This window comes from Aeromicrobium sp. 9AM (genome assembly GCF_902506105.1).
Classification (GTDB): Bacteria; Actinomycetota; Actinomycetes; order Propionibacteriales; family Nocardioidaceae; genus Aeromicrobium.
In genome coordinates this window covers 1,777,570-1,792,893 of record NZ_LR733304.1, presented here as the reverse complement: position 1 = coordinate 1,792,893, position 15,324 = coordinate 1,777,570, and the positions used below count along the sequence as shown (strand labels likewise).

Below are 15,324 nucleotides of genomic sequence, written 5' to 3'. Positions count from 1 at the left end.
AAAGGCGAGCCGCCCTGCCTAACGTCGAGACGTGAAGCCCCGGCGCCCTTCTCCTCCGACAGACGAGACCCGCGCCGAGATCGCCCGGCGCCGGCTGGCGCAGCTCGCGGCCTCGTTCGACGCCGAGCTGCCGCCGGCCGACGAGCCCGAGCGCGCTCCAGTACGTCGCACCGTGGTGCTCCCGCATGCCAAGGTCCTCGCGACGATCGCGGTCGCTGCCTCGGTGCTCCTGGTCTGGTGGCTGCTGTCCGGCCGGCCCGAGACCAGCGAACCCGCGGCACCCCTGGCCTTCGGCGAGTCGACGGCGTCCGCAGGACCGTCCAAGCAGCCGCAGGCCGAGCTGATCATCGACGTCGTCGGCAAGGTGCGCAAGCCCGGCATCGTCACGGTGCCCAAGGGGTCGCGGGTCTACCAGGCGATCGAGGCGGCCGGGGGCCTCAAGGGGCGAGTCGACACCGCCGCGCTCAACATGGCGCGTGTCCTCACCGACGGCGAGCAGATCGTCGTCGGCATCGAACCGGTCTCGGCGCCCGCGGGTGCGGCGGCAGTGGCTCCGGATGCTGCCGGGGGCAAGGTCAACCTCAACACCGCGACCGCCGAGCAGCTCGACACGCTGCCGGGAGTCGGTCCGGTCACGGCGCAGGCGATTCTCGACTGGAGGGAGGAGAACGGCCGATTCGGCTCCGTCGAGGACCTGCTCGACGTCAAGGGCATCGGCGACGCGACGCTCGCTGAGCTCCGCGATCACGTCTCGGTCTGATGCACGACCTCCGCATGGTGCCGTCGGCGCTCCTTGCCTGGGGCGCGGCGGCGTGGCTCGTCACGGCGAGCTCGTACGTCTCGGTCGTCGTCGCAGTCGCGGCAGTCATCGGCGCCGGCGTCCTGGCCAGGTGGCGTCCACGGCGGGGGATGCCGTGGCTGCTCGGCGCCGTCTGCCTCGCGGCAATTGCCACCTCGTGCGCCTGGCGCCTCAGCTCGATCGAGCACTCACCGCTCACGAGCCTGGCCAACGACCAGAGGCTCGCGACCCTCGACCTCGAGGTGCGCCGCGACGCCCGCACGTTCACGCATCACGGTCACGAATCGGTCGTGGTCGAGGTGCTCGTACGGCGAGCCGTCAGCCGCCACGTCGACATCACGACGCGCGACCACGCCACCGCATTCATCGACGGCGACGCCGATGACCTCGTCGTCGGGCGCCGGTTCACGGCCGTCGGCCGGCTCGCTCCGTCGGACGCATCGGACGAGGCTGCGGTGATCGACGTGGTCCGCAGGGGCCCCGCGGACCGCGCGACCTGGTGGTGGGAGGCATCGGAGCGCGTGCGCGAGGGCGTACGCCAGTCGGTGTCACCCGTCAGCGACGAGCCCCAGGCCCTGGTCCCAGCTCTGGTCGATGGTGATGACGGACGGGTCAGCGACAAGGTCGAGGAGGACTTCCGACGCAGTGGGCTGACCCACCTCATGGCGGTCTCAGGCACCAACCTGACGATCGTCCTCGCCGTCGTGATGGCGGTGGGGCGGGCCGCCGGCATCCGGCGCCGGGGCCTGTGGTTGCTCGGCGCGGTGTCGATCGTCGCGTTCGTGCTGCTCGCCCGACCGGATCCCAGCGTCATCCGGGCCGCCGCGATGGGCGCCGTCGGGGTCGCGGCGCTGGGCTTCGGCGTGCGCGGCGGCGTACGCGCGTTGGCGTGGGCCGTCGTGGGTCTGCTGTTCCTGGACCCATGGCTGTCGCGCTCGGCCGGTTTCATCCTCTCGGCGACCGCGACGGCCGGAATTCTGTTGCTGGCGCCGCCGTTCGCCCGTCGCCTCGAGCGCTGGATGCCGCGGTGGTGTGCATTGGCGATCGCCGTGCCCATCGCCGCACAGCTGGTATGTACGCCCGCGATCGCAGCGATATCGGGCCAGATCTCGCTGGTTGCGGTCGTCGCGAACCTGCTGGCGGCACCGGCGGTCGCGCCTGCCACCGTCGCCGGACTGCTCGGAGGCCTCGTGGCCCTCGTCTCGGTCCCGCTGAGCCACGTTGCCGGAATCGTCGCGGGCGCGTGCGCCAGCTGGATCCTGACGGTCGGCCATCGTGCGGCCGCGCTCGACGCGGCGTCGCTGGAGTGGCGGTCACCATGGCAGTGGCTGCTCGTCGTCGTCCCGCTGGTCACCGTCACGATCCTCGCGATCTCGTCGCGACCGGTCCTGTTCATCGGCCTGTCGACGGGTCTGCTCATCGCGGTCTGGCGACCGCCCGAGACGGGATGGCCACCGGCCGGCTGGGTCATGGTGGCGTGCGACGTCGGCCAGGGCGACGCCACGGCGCTGAACGCCGGCGGTGGCTCCGCAGTGGTCGTCGACGCCGGGCCGGACCCGACGGCTGTCGATCGCTGTCTCGACCGGCTCGACGTCCATCGCGTACGCCTCATGATGTTCACGCACGCCCACGCCGACCACATCGACGGCTGGCCCGGCGTGCTCGGCGGCCGGCGGGTCGACCAGATCGCGGTCGGGCCGACCGGAGGGCCGCGGGGTGCAGGCGTACCGCAGCACGTGGCCACACCGGGGGAGTCGTTCACCGTCGGCGATGTCACGGCGCAGGTGTTGTGGCCCTCGACCCCGGGGCCGATGCGGGTGGGCAGTGACGGCTCGACCGCCAACAACGCCAGCCTGGTGCTGCGCGCGCAGGTCCGGGGCGTACGCCTGATGCTGTCGGGCGACATCGAGCCCGAAGCGCAGGAGGCGATCCTGCGCGACAGTCCCGACCTGACCGCCGACGTGCTCAAGATGCCGCACCACGGCAGCGCCAGGCAGTCCAAGGAGTTCTTCGAGGCCGTCGGTGCACGGCTCGCCACGATCAGCGCGGGGGAGGACAACGACTACGGACATCCCGCCGCCGCAGCCCTCGGACTGCTTCGCAAGGAAGGCATGCGCTGGTGGCGCACCGACACCGACGGCGACATCGCGATCGTCGTGCGCGACGGGCGACTTCTCGTCGTCACCCGGCACTAGTCTTGGTCCGTGGCCACGGCATTCGGCAAGATCCTGCTCATCACCGGCAATGCCGAGTTCCTTGCCGATCGCACGCGTGCCCGTGCCGTCAAGGCCGTGACGGCCGAGCATCCCGAGTGCCAGGTCGCCGAGGCGAGCGCCGCGGGTCTGCAACCCGGTGAGTTGGCCGGCCTGACCAGCCCGTCGCTGTTCAGCGATGTCAGTGCCCTCGTGCTGACCGAGCTGCAGGACCTCCCCGACGTGGCACAGGCCGAGCTGCTGGCCTACGCGGCCGAGACGTCGCCTGACATTGCCGTGGTGCTGGTCCATGGCGGCGGCACCAAGGCCAAGGGCCTGCTCGACAAGCTGCGCAAGATGAGCACGGTCAGCGAGGTCAAGCTCGAGCAGCCCAAGTACGAACGCGACTACGCCCGCTGGGTCTACACCGAGATCCGTGACCTCGGCGCGCGCATCGACGAGGAGGCGGCGACGCTGCTCGTCGCGGCCGTCGGGCAGGATCTCCGGGCCCTGGGCGGCGCGGCCGATCAGCTCGTGTCCAACCTCGAGAAGGGCGCCGAGATCAGCGCCTCGCTCGTACGCCAGTACTTCGGCGGCCGCGCGGACGTGCGCGGCTACGAGATCGCCGACGCCGCGATCGACGGGCGCATCAACGTCGCGCTCGAGGCGGCACGCTGGGCCGAGACCGCCAAGGTCGCGCCGGTGCTCATCACGAGTGCGTTCGCGAGCGGGCTGCGATCGCTGGCCAAGCTCGCCAGCGCACCTGACGGCATGCGCGACAACGACCTGGCGGCGCACATCGGCGCTCCGCCGTTCAAGATCCGGTCGATGCGGCAGCAGCTGCGGTCGTGGGAGACCGACGGGCTCGCGCACGCGCTCGGCGCCGTCGCGCAGGCCGATCTCGACGTCAAGGGTGGCTCGGCCGATCCGGCGTACGCGATCGAACGCATGGTTCTCCAGGTTGCCGCGGCTCGCCGCCGCCACTGATGACGACCGAGGTGGGCGCGCGGCCGGAGCCGGCGACCACGCGCACGGGACGGGTCGACGCGATCGACCTGGCGCGCGGCATCGCGCTGCTCGGGATGATGCTGGTGCACCTCGCGGCCTACTGGGTCGACCGTGACCCGCCAGTGGGTCACATGGTCGCCGGGGGCCGGGCTGCACCGCTGTTCGCGATGCTCGCCGGCACGGCGCTCATGCTCGTGCACGACCGGGAGCCGCGCGGCGCCGGCTCGACACGGGCGACGCTGATCAGAGCGGTCCTGCTGATCGCGCTCGGCTTGGGCCTGGGATCCCTGCACGACATGCCGGTGCTCATCATCCTGGCCTACTACGGCCTGCTGATCGTGGTCGCGCTGCCGTTCCGGCGATTGTCGACGCGAGCCCTGCTGGTCGTGGCCGGCGCATGGGCCGTCGTGGCGCCGGTCCTCCTGATGTGGGCCAAGGTCGAGCACTCACGTGTCGAGACGGGCCAGGCCGAGCTGACGGACCTCAAGCACCCGCTTTACCTGGTCATGGAGATCCTCGTGTGGGGCGCCTATCCGGCTGCCGTCTGGTTCGCGTACGTGCTGGTCGGCCTCGCGGTCGGACGCCTCGACCTGCGCCGTTCCGCTGTGGCGTGCTGGCTCGTGGGCGCCGGTGCCGCGCTCGTGGCGGGCACCCTTGCGGTCGGCTGGCTGCTCATCAGCACCGGCGCTGTGGACGATCGCTATGAGCTGGGCTGGCGTCAGCTGTTCGCCCAGAGCTACTGGCCTTACGACTCAGCGCACTGGAACGACCTCCTGCAGGTCGGCGAGCACACCTCGACACCGCTCAACGTCCTTGGCTCGATCGGCTCGGCGATCCTGGTCATCGGTCTGTGTGCCCTCGTCGTCAGGGTGCCGTGGGCTCGACTGCTGCTCACGCCGATCCGGGCGGCGGGTGCGATGACCCTGACGCTCTACACGATCCACGTGCTCTGGGCCTGGCGCCTGCGCGTCGACCTCCTCGAGGATCATCCCGAGGGCTTCTCGAGGGGCAGCTACCGCGACTGGCTCATCCAGGTCGTCGTGCTGTTCCTGGCGGCGGCGCTGTGGCAGCGGTTCATCGGCAAGGGCCCGCTGGAATGGGTCGTTCGCCGGCTCTCGGTGTGGGGCCGGCGGCGCACCCGGGCATGAAAAAAGCCGCCCCGAGGGGCGGCTCAGTTCAGGCGTACGTCAGAGCGACGCGGCCTTCTTGGCGATGGCCGACTTGCGGTTGGCCGCCTGGTTCTTGTGGATGACCTTCTTGGAGGCCGCCTTGTCGAGCTTCTTGGTGGCTTCGCCGGCGAACTTCTTGGCGTCGTCGGTGTTGCCGGCCGTCACGGCCTCTTCGAAGCGACGCACAGCGGTCTTGAGGGCCGAGCGCACGGACTTGTTGCGCTCGCGAGCCAGCTCGTTCTGCCGGTTGCGCTTGATCTGCGACTTGATATTCGCCACGGGGCAAACCTGTTTCTCTCGAATGTGTGAATGCTGCGAAAAAGTTTGTTGGACGTGCCGAGGCACGCGACCGCCAACTCTATCAGTGCGCGGGCACGAGGCTCAAATTGGCGAGACCGACGAGCGCAGCGAGGAGCGTCGAGACAGGTTGAGCGATCGCGGCGAAGCCGCCAGATGACGAAACCTGGTGAGATGACCTCCCAACGCTGAAAAGAGCCCCGCCTCGCTTCGCTCACGTTCGGCCGCGGGCGGCCTCACTGGCGGGCGAGCCACAAGACGTACACCCGCGTGGCGCGAGCAGCCCCGGGGTGATGGGACAATGGAGGCATCATGAGCACCAGCCCCGTTCCCCAGCCCGGGGCCACCGACCCGAAGGTCCTGCGCAACTTCTGCATCATCGCGCACATCGACCACGGCAAGTCGACGTTGGCCGACCGCATGCTGCAGCACACCGGTGTCGTCGACGGTCGCGACATGAAGGCGCAGTACCTCGACCGCATGGACATCGAGCGCGAGCGTGGCATCACGATCAAGAGCCAGGCCGTACGCATGCCGTTCGTGAAGTCGAGCGGTGACGACGCCGGCACGGTCTACGTGCTCAACATGATCGACACGCCGGGGCACGTCGACTTCACCTACGAGGTCAGCCGGAGCCTGGAGGCGTGCGAAGGTGCTGTCCTGCTCGTCGACGCGGCGCAGGGGATCGAGGCGCAGACCCTCGCCAACCTCTACCTCGCGATCGACGCGGACCTCGACATCATCCCCGTGCTCAACAAGATCGACCTGCCCGGCGCACAACCGGAGAAGTACGCCGAGGAGATCGCCGGGATCATCGGCGGCAACCCCGACGACGTCCTGCGGGTGTCGGCCAAGACCGGCCAGGGCGTCGAGGAGCTGCTCAACCTCATCGTCGACGAGGTCCCGCCGCCCAAGGGTGACCCCGACGCGCCGCCGCGCGCCCTGATCTTCGACTCGGTCTACGACACCTACCGGGGCGTCGTGACGTATGTCCGTGTCGTCGACGGCAAGCTCTCGCACCGCGACCGGATCAAGATGATGTCGACCGGCGCCGTCCACGAGATGCTCGAGGTCGGCGTCATCTCCCCGGAGCCGGTCAAGGCCGGCGACCTCGGCGTGGGTGAGGTCGGCTACCTCATCACCGGCGTCAAGGAGGTCCGCCAGTCCCGGGTCGGCGACACCGTCACGTCGAACATCCGCGGTGCGACCGAGCCGCTCGGCGGCTACAAGACGCCGAATCCCATGGTCTACTCAGGCCTCTATCCGCTCGACGGCGATGACTACCCGACGCTGCGTGACGCGCTGGAGAAGCTGCAGCTCAACGACGCCGCTCTCGTCTACGAGCCGGAGTCGTCCGGCGCCCTGGGCTTCGGCTTCCGCATCGGCTTCCTCGGCCTGCTGCACCTCGAGATCGTCCGTGAGCGGCTCGAGCGCGAGTTCAACCTCGAGCTCATCTCGACCGCACCCAACGTCGTCTACCGGGTCGATATGGAGGACGGCAAGGAGATCACGGTGACCAACCCGTCGGAGTATCCCGACGGCAAGATCGACAAGGTCTACGAGCCGGTCGTCCGTGCGACGGTGCTGAGCCCGTCGGACTACATCGGCGTCATCATGGAGCTCTGCCAGGCGCGTCGCGGCCAGCTCATCGGCATGGACTACCTCTCCGAGGACCGCGTCGAGATCAAGTACACGCTGCCCATGGGCGAGATCATGTTCGACTTCTTCGACGCGCTCAAGAGCCGCACCAAGGGATACGCGTCGCTCGACTACGAACCGACCGGCGAGCAGGCCTCCGACCTGGTCAAGGTCGACGTGCTGCTGCAAGGCGAGGTCGTCGACGCGTTCAGCGCGATCGTGCACCGCGACAACGCGTATGCGTACGGGGTCTCGCTGGCCTCGAAGCTCAAGGAGCTCATCCCGCGCCAGCAGTTCGAGGTGCCGATCCAGGCCGCTATCGGAGCCCGCGTCATCGCCCGCGAGAACATCCGCGCGATCCGCAAGGACGTGCTCGCCAAGTGCTACGGCGGCGACATCTCGCGCAAGCGCAAGCTGCTCGAGAAGCAGAAGGAGGGCAAGAAGCGCATGAAGATGGTGGGCCGCGTCGAAGTCCCGCAAGAAGCCTTCATCGCAGCCCTCTCCACCGGCGACGCCGACAAGTAGCCGTTGCTGGTTGCAAATCGTGGGATCTAACTGTCGAAGTTGGCCTCGCGCTGGCGGGTTCGGCGACAGAATGGTGCGGACCCGACCTCACGAACCAGCGGAGACGTCATGCTCGATCCTGCCCGCACGCAAGGGGCCATGTTCCAGCTCGCGAGTGGCATCGGCTTCATGCTGGTGACGCTGCCACTCGCCCTGATCTTCGACGTGCACCAGGCGTCGGCCGATCGTGAGATGACGGGCGGCCCGCTCCGCGTCGGCGCCTGGGCGTTCGCCTGGCCGGTCTACATCATCGTGATGATCGGAGCAGTCTGGATCCTCCTGGGAGTGTTCCAGTGGAGCGAGGCGCACGACGAGGAGAAGAGATTCACGATGCCGCAGTCCCGCGAAGACAGCCTTGACTGAGGCCAGCCCCTACGTCGAGTCGGTCAACGTCGGTCGCACCGTCGACGTCCCGTGGGGCCAGCTCAAGCGCACGGCGATCGACAAGCGTCCGGTCGACGGGGCGGTGCACGTCCACCACTACGGGGTCGGGCATGACGAGATCGCCGACCTTCAGCACCACGGCGGCCCGGTCCAGGCGGTCTATGCGTACGCCCGCGAGGACCTCGCGGTGTGGGAAGAGGCTCTCGGCCGCGAGATCCGCGCCGGGCAGTTCGGCGAGAACCTGACGACGTACGGCATCGACCTCAACGCGGCCAAGACGGGGGAGCGCTGGCGGGTCGGCGGCGCCCTGCTCGAGCTGTCGGGCGTACGGATCCCGTGCTCGGTGTTCCAGGGATTCATCGACGAGAAGCAGTGGGTCAAGCGCTTCGCGCTGGAGGGCCGTCCGGGCGCCTACTTCCGGGTGCTGGAGACGGGGACCGTCGCCGCCGGTGACGCCATCGAGGTCGTAGAGCGACGCGACCACGACGTGACAGTTGACCTGCTGTTCCGTGCCCTGACCACCGAGCGGCACCTCATTCCGCAGCTCGCCGACGAGCCGCGGCTGGACGCATTCGTCGCGCGTCGTCTCGGCACGCGCAACCTCAACACACGAACGTGACTCAGCGGTAAGTTAGGGTGATCCGCACCACAGCTCCACCAGCCTGCACGCCTGCGCCAGAGGACCCTTCATGACCGTCACCGTCGCCACCCCTGAACAGATCGAGATCGTCAACGACCGGGCCCCCAACATGGGTGCCGCGTTCTTCTCCAGGGTCGAGCAGTCCGGCCCGCGTGAGGCCTACCGCTACCCCGACGAGGACGAGAACTGGCACTCGCTGACCTGGACCGAGACCGGTGAACGGGTGACCCGCCTCGCGGCCGGTCTCGTCTCGCTCGGCATCGAGGCCGAGGAGCGCGTGGCGATCGCCTCGGGCACCCGCCTGGAGTGGATCCTGGCCGACCTGGCCATCGTCGCCGCCGGTGCCGCGACGACCACGGTCTACCCGTCGACGATGTCCGACGACGTCGCCTACATCCTCGCCGACTCCGACAGCCGCATCGTGTTCGCCGAGGATGACGAGCAGGTCGCCAAGCTCCGCGAGAAGCACTCCGAGCTGCCCTCGATCATCAAGGTCGTCGTGTTCGAAGGCACGACCGACGGCGACTGGGTCATCGGGTTCGACGAGCTCGAGAAGCTCGGCGAGGCCTACCTGGAGCAGAACCCCACGATCGTGGCCGACCGGGTCGCGGCGACCAAGCCCGACTCGCTCGCAACTCTCATCTACACCTCCGGCACGACGGGCCGACCCAAGGGCGTACGCCTGAGCCACGACGGCTGGACGTACGAGGGTGCGGTCATCGTCTCCGGCGGCTTCCTCACCGAGGACGACCTGCAGTTCCTCTGGCTGCCGATGGCGCACTCGTTCGGCAAGGTCCTGCTGTCGACGCAGATCGCGATCGGCTTCCCGACCGCCATCGACGGGCGCGTCCCCAAGATCGTCGACAACCTCGCGATCATCAAGCCGACGTTCATGGGCGCGGCCCCGCGCATCTTCGAGAAGGCGTACGGACGCATCGTCGGTATGGCCGAGGCTGAGGGCGGCGCCAAGCTCAAGATCTTCCGCTGGGCCGAGAGCGTCGGCCTCGAGCACTCCCGGGCCGTGCGCTCGGGCAAGTCCGTCTCGCCGGTGCTCAAGGCCAAGTTCGCGGTCGCCGACAAGCTCGTCTTCTCCAAGGTGCGTGACCGCTTCGGTGGTCGGGTGCGCTTCTTCATTTCCGGCGCGGCGGCGCTGTCGCCCGAGATCGCCGAGTGGTTCCACGCGGCGGGCGTGCTGATCCTCGAGGGCTACGGCCTGACCGAGACGTCGGCCGGCGCGTTCGTCAACCAGCCCAGCGCGTTCAAGCTCGGCTCGGTCGGCACGCCGTTCCCGGGCAGCGAGGCCAAGATCGCCGAGGACGGCGAGATCCTCATCAAGGGCCCGCACATCATGCAGGGCTATCACAACCTCGACGCCGAGAGCGCGTCGTCGCTGACGGCCGAGGGCTGGCTGCACACAGGTGACGAGGGCCGCATCGACGAGGACGGCTTCCTGTTCATCACGGGCCGCAAGAAGGAGCTGTTCAAGACCTCCGGCGGCAAGTACGTCGCCCCGCCGCACATCGAGGGCATGTTCAAGGGCATCAGCTCGCTGACCAGCCAGATCGTCGTGCACGGCAACGAGCGCAACTTCTGCTCCGCGCTCATCACCCTCGACCCCGACGGCGTCACGGAATGGGCCGGCAAGCACGGCATGAGCGGCAAGTCGTACGCCGAGGTCGTCGCGTCGCCGGAGATCCACGACGTCATCCAGGGCCAGATCGATGAGCTCAACGCCAAGCTCAACCGCTGGGAGACGATCAAGAAGTTTGCGATCCTCGACCACGACCTGAGCGTGGAGAACGGTGAGATCACGCCCAGCATGAAGGTCAAGCGCAACGTCGTCGAAGCCAACAACAAGGAATTGCTCGACGGCTTCTACGCTTGACCACGTGCCACTGACCGAACGACCGCTCCCGGGGCTCGGCGAGCGACCATTCGGTATCTACGTGCACGTGCCGTTCTGCTCGGTGCGGTGCGGCTACTGCGACTTCAACACCTACACCGCGGACGAGCTGGGTGAGGGCGCGACCCGTGCGTCGTACGCGGACACGGCGATCCTCGAGATCGAGCAGGCCGGCCGCCGCCTGACGGGTGCGCCTGCGGTCGACACGGTGTTCTTCGGCGGAGGCACGCCGACGCAGCTCCCGTCCGCCGACCTCGTACGCATCCTCGACGCCATCCGCCGGACGTTCGGGCTCGCCGACGATGTCGAGGTCACGACCGAGGCCAACCCCGACAGCGTCACGCCCGAGTCGCTCACGACCCTCCGCGAGGGCGGCTTCACGCGCATCTCGTTCGGCGTGCAGTCGGCGGTGCCACACGTGCTGGCGACCCTCGACCGTACGCACGACCCGGCCGGCGTGCCGCAGGCCGTCCGGTGGGCGCGCGAGGCCGGGTTCGAGCAGCTCAGCGTAGACCTGATCTACGGCACGCCGGGGGAGTCGATGGCTGACTGGCGGGCCAGCGTCGACCAGGCGATCGCGCTGGCGCCCGACCACATCAGCGCGTACGCCCTGATCGTCGAGGACGGCACGGCATTCGCCCGCAAGGTCCGGCGCGGTGAGGTCGTGATGCCCGACGACGACGAGACGGCTGACAAGTACCTGCTGGCCGACGAGCTCTTCTCGGCTGCCGGCCTCGGCTGGTACGAGCTGTCCAACTGGGCTCACGACGAGGCGGCGCAGTGCCGGCACAACGTGCTCTACTGGCGCAGCGACAACTGGCTCGGCATCGGACCGGGCGCGCACTCGCACGTCGAAGGCGAACGCTGGTGGAACGTCAAGCACCCGGTTGCGTACGCGCAAAGGCTTGCTGCCGGGGAGTCGCCGCGGCACGACGGGGAGACGATCGACGCGGCCACCGCGCGTGTGGAGCGGATCATGCTGGAGACCCGCCTCCGCACGGGACTGGGGCTCGACTCGCTCGGCACATCGGCCCGGGCAGCGGTGCCTGGTGTCGTGGCCCGTGGCCTGGCCACCCGTGAGGGTGACCGGCTCGTCCTGACCCGCTCGGGGCGGTTGCTGGCCGACGCCGTCGTGCGCGAGCTCGTCGAATAATCGCAAACCGCTGAAGTAACCCGCTGTTACTGCCTACGCTCCGAAGAGGGAGTGGGTCCATGGGAGCGGACCCTGGGAGCTCGGGGGAGAAACGGCGAGGGAGCTATGCGCCACGCGCATGGGCCGATACGACTGCTGGGAGCTGCGGTCGCGCTGGTCATGACCTTCTGTGCGGCACCGGCACAGGGGCTGTCGATCACCGTGCTGTGCACGGGATTCGTCGGATGCTCGACGGCCGGGCGCCCCGATGGCGGGTACGGCGCGGTCTACCTCCGGTCGTTCTGGGGCATGACCGCCGGGCACAACTGCACCAACTACGTCGCGTACCGGCTGACCCATGGCCGGCTCGTGGCCCGCCCGCCGGGCACCAACAGCGCCATGACGTGGGGCCCTGCCGCAGTCCGGGCGCATGTCCCGGTCGACGACGTCCCTGCAGTCGGGGCCGTTGCGTGGTGGGAGGCGGGAGTCGGCGGGGCGTCGGCAACATCGGGGCACGTTGCCTATGTCGAGGCGGTGTTGCCGGGCGCCCTGCTGGTGTCGGAGGACAACCTTCACGGCGACTTCCGCTGGCGCCTGATGACCCGCTCGGACGGCACGTGGCCGTCAGGATTCATCCACTACCCGGCGTCTGACGGCTCGCCGAGAGGGGAGTTCATCTCCGTGGCGTCGCCCGACGCCGGCGTGCTCGACTTCTGGGGGTCGGCGTCGGATCCCGACGGCCCGCCCGGCAACCGGACCTATCTGGTGAGCCTCGGCGGTCCTCGCGGCACGGCCGGCGCGGAGTCGTACACGTTCGAGAGCGAGTTCTTCCGCTTCCACCGCATCAGCAACGTCGGCACCAGGGGTCCGACCACGATGTACCTCTACGCCTTGAACGCTCCGGGCACCGCCGGCCGCGACGTCCTCCTCGGGCAACGCGCCGTCACGGTGCGCTCGAGGTCGGCAACGCACGCGTCGTTCGTCGACTCGTCGATCGCCCGGACGCAGCACCCCAAGGTGCGGGTCAGCCTCGCGCCGACCCGGGCGAGCGGCACGGTCGACATCATGCGGGGCTCGACGCTGTTGAAGCGGGTGTCGCTGCTCAGTGGCACCCGGACCACCGTGACCCTGCCGCGGCAACGCAAGGGTCGCTGGACGATCAGCGTGCGCTATCGCCGCTCGGTGGCGTTCACGGCCAGCAGCACGTCGATCCGCCTCACGGTGCGGTGACGAAGTCGATGAGCTCCTCGACCCGGCCGAGGAACGCCGGCTCGAGGTCGGCGTAGGAGTCGACCCGGCTCAGGATGTGCTTCCACGCCCGGGCGATGTCGGTCTGGTCGCGATGCGGCCAGCCCATCGCCTCGCAGATGCCGTGCTTCCAGTCCGTGCCGCGCGGGATGACCGGCCACGCCGCCATGCCCAGCCGGTCGGCCTTGACCGACTGCCACACGTCGACGTACGGATGACCGACGACGAGCACGTGCGGACGCCCCGAGACCTGCTGCGCGATGCGAGTCTCCTTGGAGCCCGCCACGAGGTGGTCCACCAGCACGCCGAGGCGCCGGTCAGGGCCGGGGGAGAACTCGTCGACGATCGAGGACAGGTCGTCGATGCCGCCGAGGTACTCGACCGCGACGCCCTCGATCCGCAGGTCGTCGCCCCACACCTTCTCGACCAGCTCGGCGTCGTGCCGGCCCTCGACGTAGATGCGGCTCGGGAGGGCGACGCGGGCCTTGGCGCCCACGACCGCGCGAGAACCCGATGCCGTACGCCCTGAGGTCGCCTTGGTCGCGGCCGAGGGCGGCCGGAGGTTGACCGGCTTGCCGTCGAGGAGGAAGCCCGGGCCGAAGGGGAACGAACGGCGGACGAGCCGGCGGTCCTCGAGGATCATCATGCCGAGGTCCTTCTCGATGATCATGACCTCGCCGCAGAAGCCGGTCGTGGCGTCCTCGACGACCATGCCGTGCTCGGCGACGACATCGACGGTGCGCCCACGAGGCGGCTTGCGCCAGTCGCTCGACAGGACGTCCGTGCCGTAACGGTCAACCATGCAGTGCCCCCAGAAGTCGTTGGTGCAGCGTCTCGACGTCGTCCTTGGTGACGTCCGCGCCCAGGATCTGGACCTGCCCCTCCATGAGCCCCAGCGCGAGGTCGACCGCGACGGGCCAGCTCGGCGGGACGTTGGCGGGCAGCTCGTCGGCCCAGAGGTCGCCGATCGCGACGTAGCGAACGGTCTCGTCGAGGCCGATGAACGTCGCCGTCATCACGAGCTCGCCGCCGACCGGGCCGTCGCCGAGATGCGCCACCTCGACGAACCAGCCTCCACCGAGATCCGCCGCCCATACCGACGACATCTCGCCACCTTGTGACTCGTGGGCGACCGTGGTGCCGTCGTCGAGCGTGACGAGCCGGGGCGTGTATGTGAGGGATCGCTCAGTGCCCTCGACCACGATCGCGCCGTCGTCGTTCGTCCTGATTCCCCTCACATCGCTAGACTGGCACTTGACCATGGAGAGTGCCAGCAGGCTCGCGGAGAGGGACTCGGTGATTGGGGATGGCAATGTCTGACGACCGCCGCCTCGACGTGCTGCGAGCCATCGTCGAGGACTACGTGTCCACGCAGGAGCCGGTCGGCTCCCGCTCGCTGCTCGACCGCCACCAGCTGGGTGTCTCGCCCGCGACGATCCGCAACGACATGGCCGCCCTCGAGGACGAGGGCTACATCATGCAGCCGCACACCAGCGCGGGCCGCATCCCCACCGACAAGGGCTACCGGATGTTCGTCGACCGGCTCGCGACGGTCAAGGCGCTCTCGCCGGCCGAGCGGCGCGCGATCGAGACGTTCCTGACCGGTGCCGTCGACGTCGACGACGTCGTCCAGCGGTCCGTACGCGTGCTGGCGCAGCTCACCAACCAGGTTGCGATCGTGCAATATCCCTCGCTGACCCGGTCGACCGTGCGGCACATCGAGGTCGTCGCGCTCGAAGGAGCTCGCGTGCTGCTCGTGGTCATCACGAGCAGCGGCCGGGTCGAGCAGCGCATCATCGAGCTGGTCGAGACCCCGACCGAGCACCTGATCGGCGAGATCCGTTCGCGCATCACCCATGCGACGGTCGGCCAGCGGTTGCCGGAGGCCTCGCTGCGGCTGGCCGACATGATCGAGACGTTCGCTCCCAACGACCGCCCGATCGTCACGGCGATCGTCACGACGTTGTCGCAGACCTTCACCAACGAGCGTTCCGACGAGCGCATCGCGGTCGGCGGCACGGCCAACCTCGCCCGCTTCGGCAGCGACTTCGACACCGCGATCAAGCCCGTCCTCGAGGCGATCGAGGAGCAGGTCGTGCTGCTCAAGCTGCTCGGCGAGGCGACCGGGGGCCTGACGGTGCGCATCGGCACCGAGACCGGCCACGAGAGCCTGTCGAGCACGGCTGTCGTCTCCTCGGCGTACGGTCTGGACGACCAGGCCCTCGCGACGCTCGGCACCGTCGGGCCGACCCGCATGGACTATCCCGCAACGATGGCCGCCGTCGGCGCCGTCGCCCGCTACGTCGGCCGCATGCTGGCCGACAACTGAACCCCCACGTGATCAAGGAAA

14 protein-coding genes are annotated in these 15,324 nt (G+C 69.0%); 11 read left to right on the top strand and 3 right to left on the bottom strand.

Annotated features, from left to right (window positions below):
• The first annotated feature begins 31 nt into the window (after positions 1-31).
• Genes BOSE46_RS15200 through BOSE46_RS15185 form a run of 4 tightly spaced genes read left to right on the top strand, consistent with a single transcriptional unit; the run spans position 32 to position 5,147 of the window.
• The gene (locus BOSE46_RS15200) at positions 32-760 is read left to right on the top strand and encodes a helix-hairpin-helix domain-containing protein (protein WP_159541039.1); all 729 of its coding nucleotides are present in this window, start codon (positions 32-34) and stop codon (positions 758-760) included.
• On the top strand, positions 760-2,994 hold the full coding sequence (locus BOSE46_RS15195; protein WP_159541038.1) for a ComEC/Rec2 family competence protein: 2,235 nt from the start codon (positions 760-762) through the stop codon (positions 2,992-2,994). The genes BOSE46_RS15200 and BOSE46_RS15195 overlap by 1 nt, the downstream gene beginning before the upstream one ends.
• Before the next feature lie 9 nt (positions 2,995-3,003).
• Positions 3,004-3,978 carry a DNA polymerase III subunit delta gene (holA, locus tag BOSE46_RS15190; RefSeq protein WP_159541037.1) on the top strand — a complete coding sequence of 325 codons (975 nt, stop codon included), beginning with the start codon at positions 3,004-3,006 and terminating at the stop codon, positions 3,976-3,978.
• A complete protein-coding gene (locus tag BOSE46_RS15185) occupies positions 3,978-5,147 on the top strand; it encodes a heparan-alpha-glucosaminide N-acetyltransferase domain-containing protein (protein WP_159541036.1) in 1,170 nt (389 codons plus the stop codon). Before holA ends, BOSE46_RS15185 begins: the two co-directional genes overlap by 1 nt.
• 39 nt (positions 5,148-5,186) lie before the next feature.
• Here the strand turns inward: BOSE46_RS15185 and rpsT are convergent, their stop codons facing one another.
• Positions 5,187-5,447 (bottom strand): 30S ribosomal protein S20, encoded by a 261-nt coding sequence (rpsT, locus tag BOSE46_RS15180; RefSeq protein WP_159541035.1) that lies wholly within the window; start codon positions 5,445-5,447, stop codon positions 5,187-5,189.
• A gap of 330 nt (positions 5,448-5,777) precedes the next feature.
• Between rpsT and lepA the strand changes: the two genes are divergently transcribed.
• The 6 genes from lepA (at position 5,778) to BOSE46_RS15150 (ending at position 12,956) form a co-directional block, all read left to right on the top strand.
• Positions 5,778-7,628 (top strand): translation elongation factor 4, encoded by a 1,851-nt coding sequence (gene lepA / locus BOSE46_RS15175; RefSeq protein ID WP_159541034.1) that lies wholly within the window; start codon positions 5,778-5,780, stop codon positions 7,626-7,628.
• 108 nt (positions 7,629-7,736) lie between these two features.
• Positions 7,737-8,030 (top strand): hypothetical protein, encoded by a 294-nt coding sequence (locus BOSE46_RS15170; protein WP_159541033.1) that lies wholly within the window; start codon positions 7,737-7,739, stop codon positions 8,028-8,030.
• A complete protein-coding gene (locus BOSE46_RS15165) occupies positions 8,023-8,670 on the top strand; it encodes an MOSC domain-containing protein (RefSeq protein ID WP_159541032.1) in 648 nt (215 codons plus the stop codon). Before BOSE46_RS15170 ends, BOSE46_RS15165 begins: the two co-directional genes overlap by 8 nt.
• A 70-nt stretch (positions 8,671-8,740) precedes the next feature.
• Entirely contained in the window at positions 8,741-10,576 is a 1,836-nt protein-coding gene (locus BOSE46_RS15160) for a long-chain fatty acid--CoA ligase (protein ID WP_159541031.1), read from the top strand.
• 4 nt (positions 10,577-10,580) lie between these two features.
• A complete protein-coding gene (gene hemW, locus BOSE46_RS15155; protein WP_159541030.1) occupies positions 10,581-11,747 on the top strand; it encodes a radical SAM family heme chaperone HemW in 1,167 nt (388 codons plus the stop codon).
• Positions 11,748-11,852: 105 nt separating this feature from the next.
• Positions 11,853-12,956 carry a CHAP domain-containing protein gene (locus BOSE46_RS15150; RefSeq protein WP_159541029.1) on the top strand — a complete coding sequence of 368 codons (1,104 nt, stop codon included), beginning with the start codon at positions 11,853-11,855 and terminating at the stop codon, positions 12,954-12,956.
• Here BOSE46_RS15150 and BOSE46_RS15145 read toward each other — a convergent pair.
• A complete protein-coding gene (locus BOSE46_RS15145; RefSeq protein WP_159541028.1) occupies positions 12,943-13,776 on the bottom strand; it encodes a DUF3097 domain-containing protein in 834 nt (277 codons plus the stop codon). The two genes, BOSE46_RS15150 and BOSE46_RS15145, sit on opposite strands and share 14 nt — an antisense overlap.
• Positions 13,769-14,212, bottom strand: coding sequence for a hypothetical protein (locus BOSE46_RS15140; protein WP_159541027.1), 444 nt, complete (start codon positions 14,210-14,212; stop codon positions 13,769-13,771). The genes BOSE46_RS15145 and BOSE46_RS15140 overlap by 8 nt, the downstream gene beginning before the upstream one ends.
• Before the next feature lie 74 nt (positions 14,213-14,286).
• Here BOSE46_RS15140 and hrcA point away from each other — a divergent pair, with 74 nt between their 5' ends.
• Positions 14,287-15,303: a heat-inducible transcriptional repressor HrcA gene (hrcA, locus tag BOSE46_RS15135; protein WP_159541026.1), complete on the top strand. Its 1,017-nt coding sequence runs from the start codon at positions 14,287-14,289 to the stop codon at positions 15,301-15,303.
• The last annotated feature ends 21 nt before the right edge of the window (positions 15,304-15,324 follow it).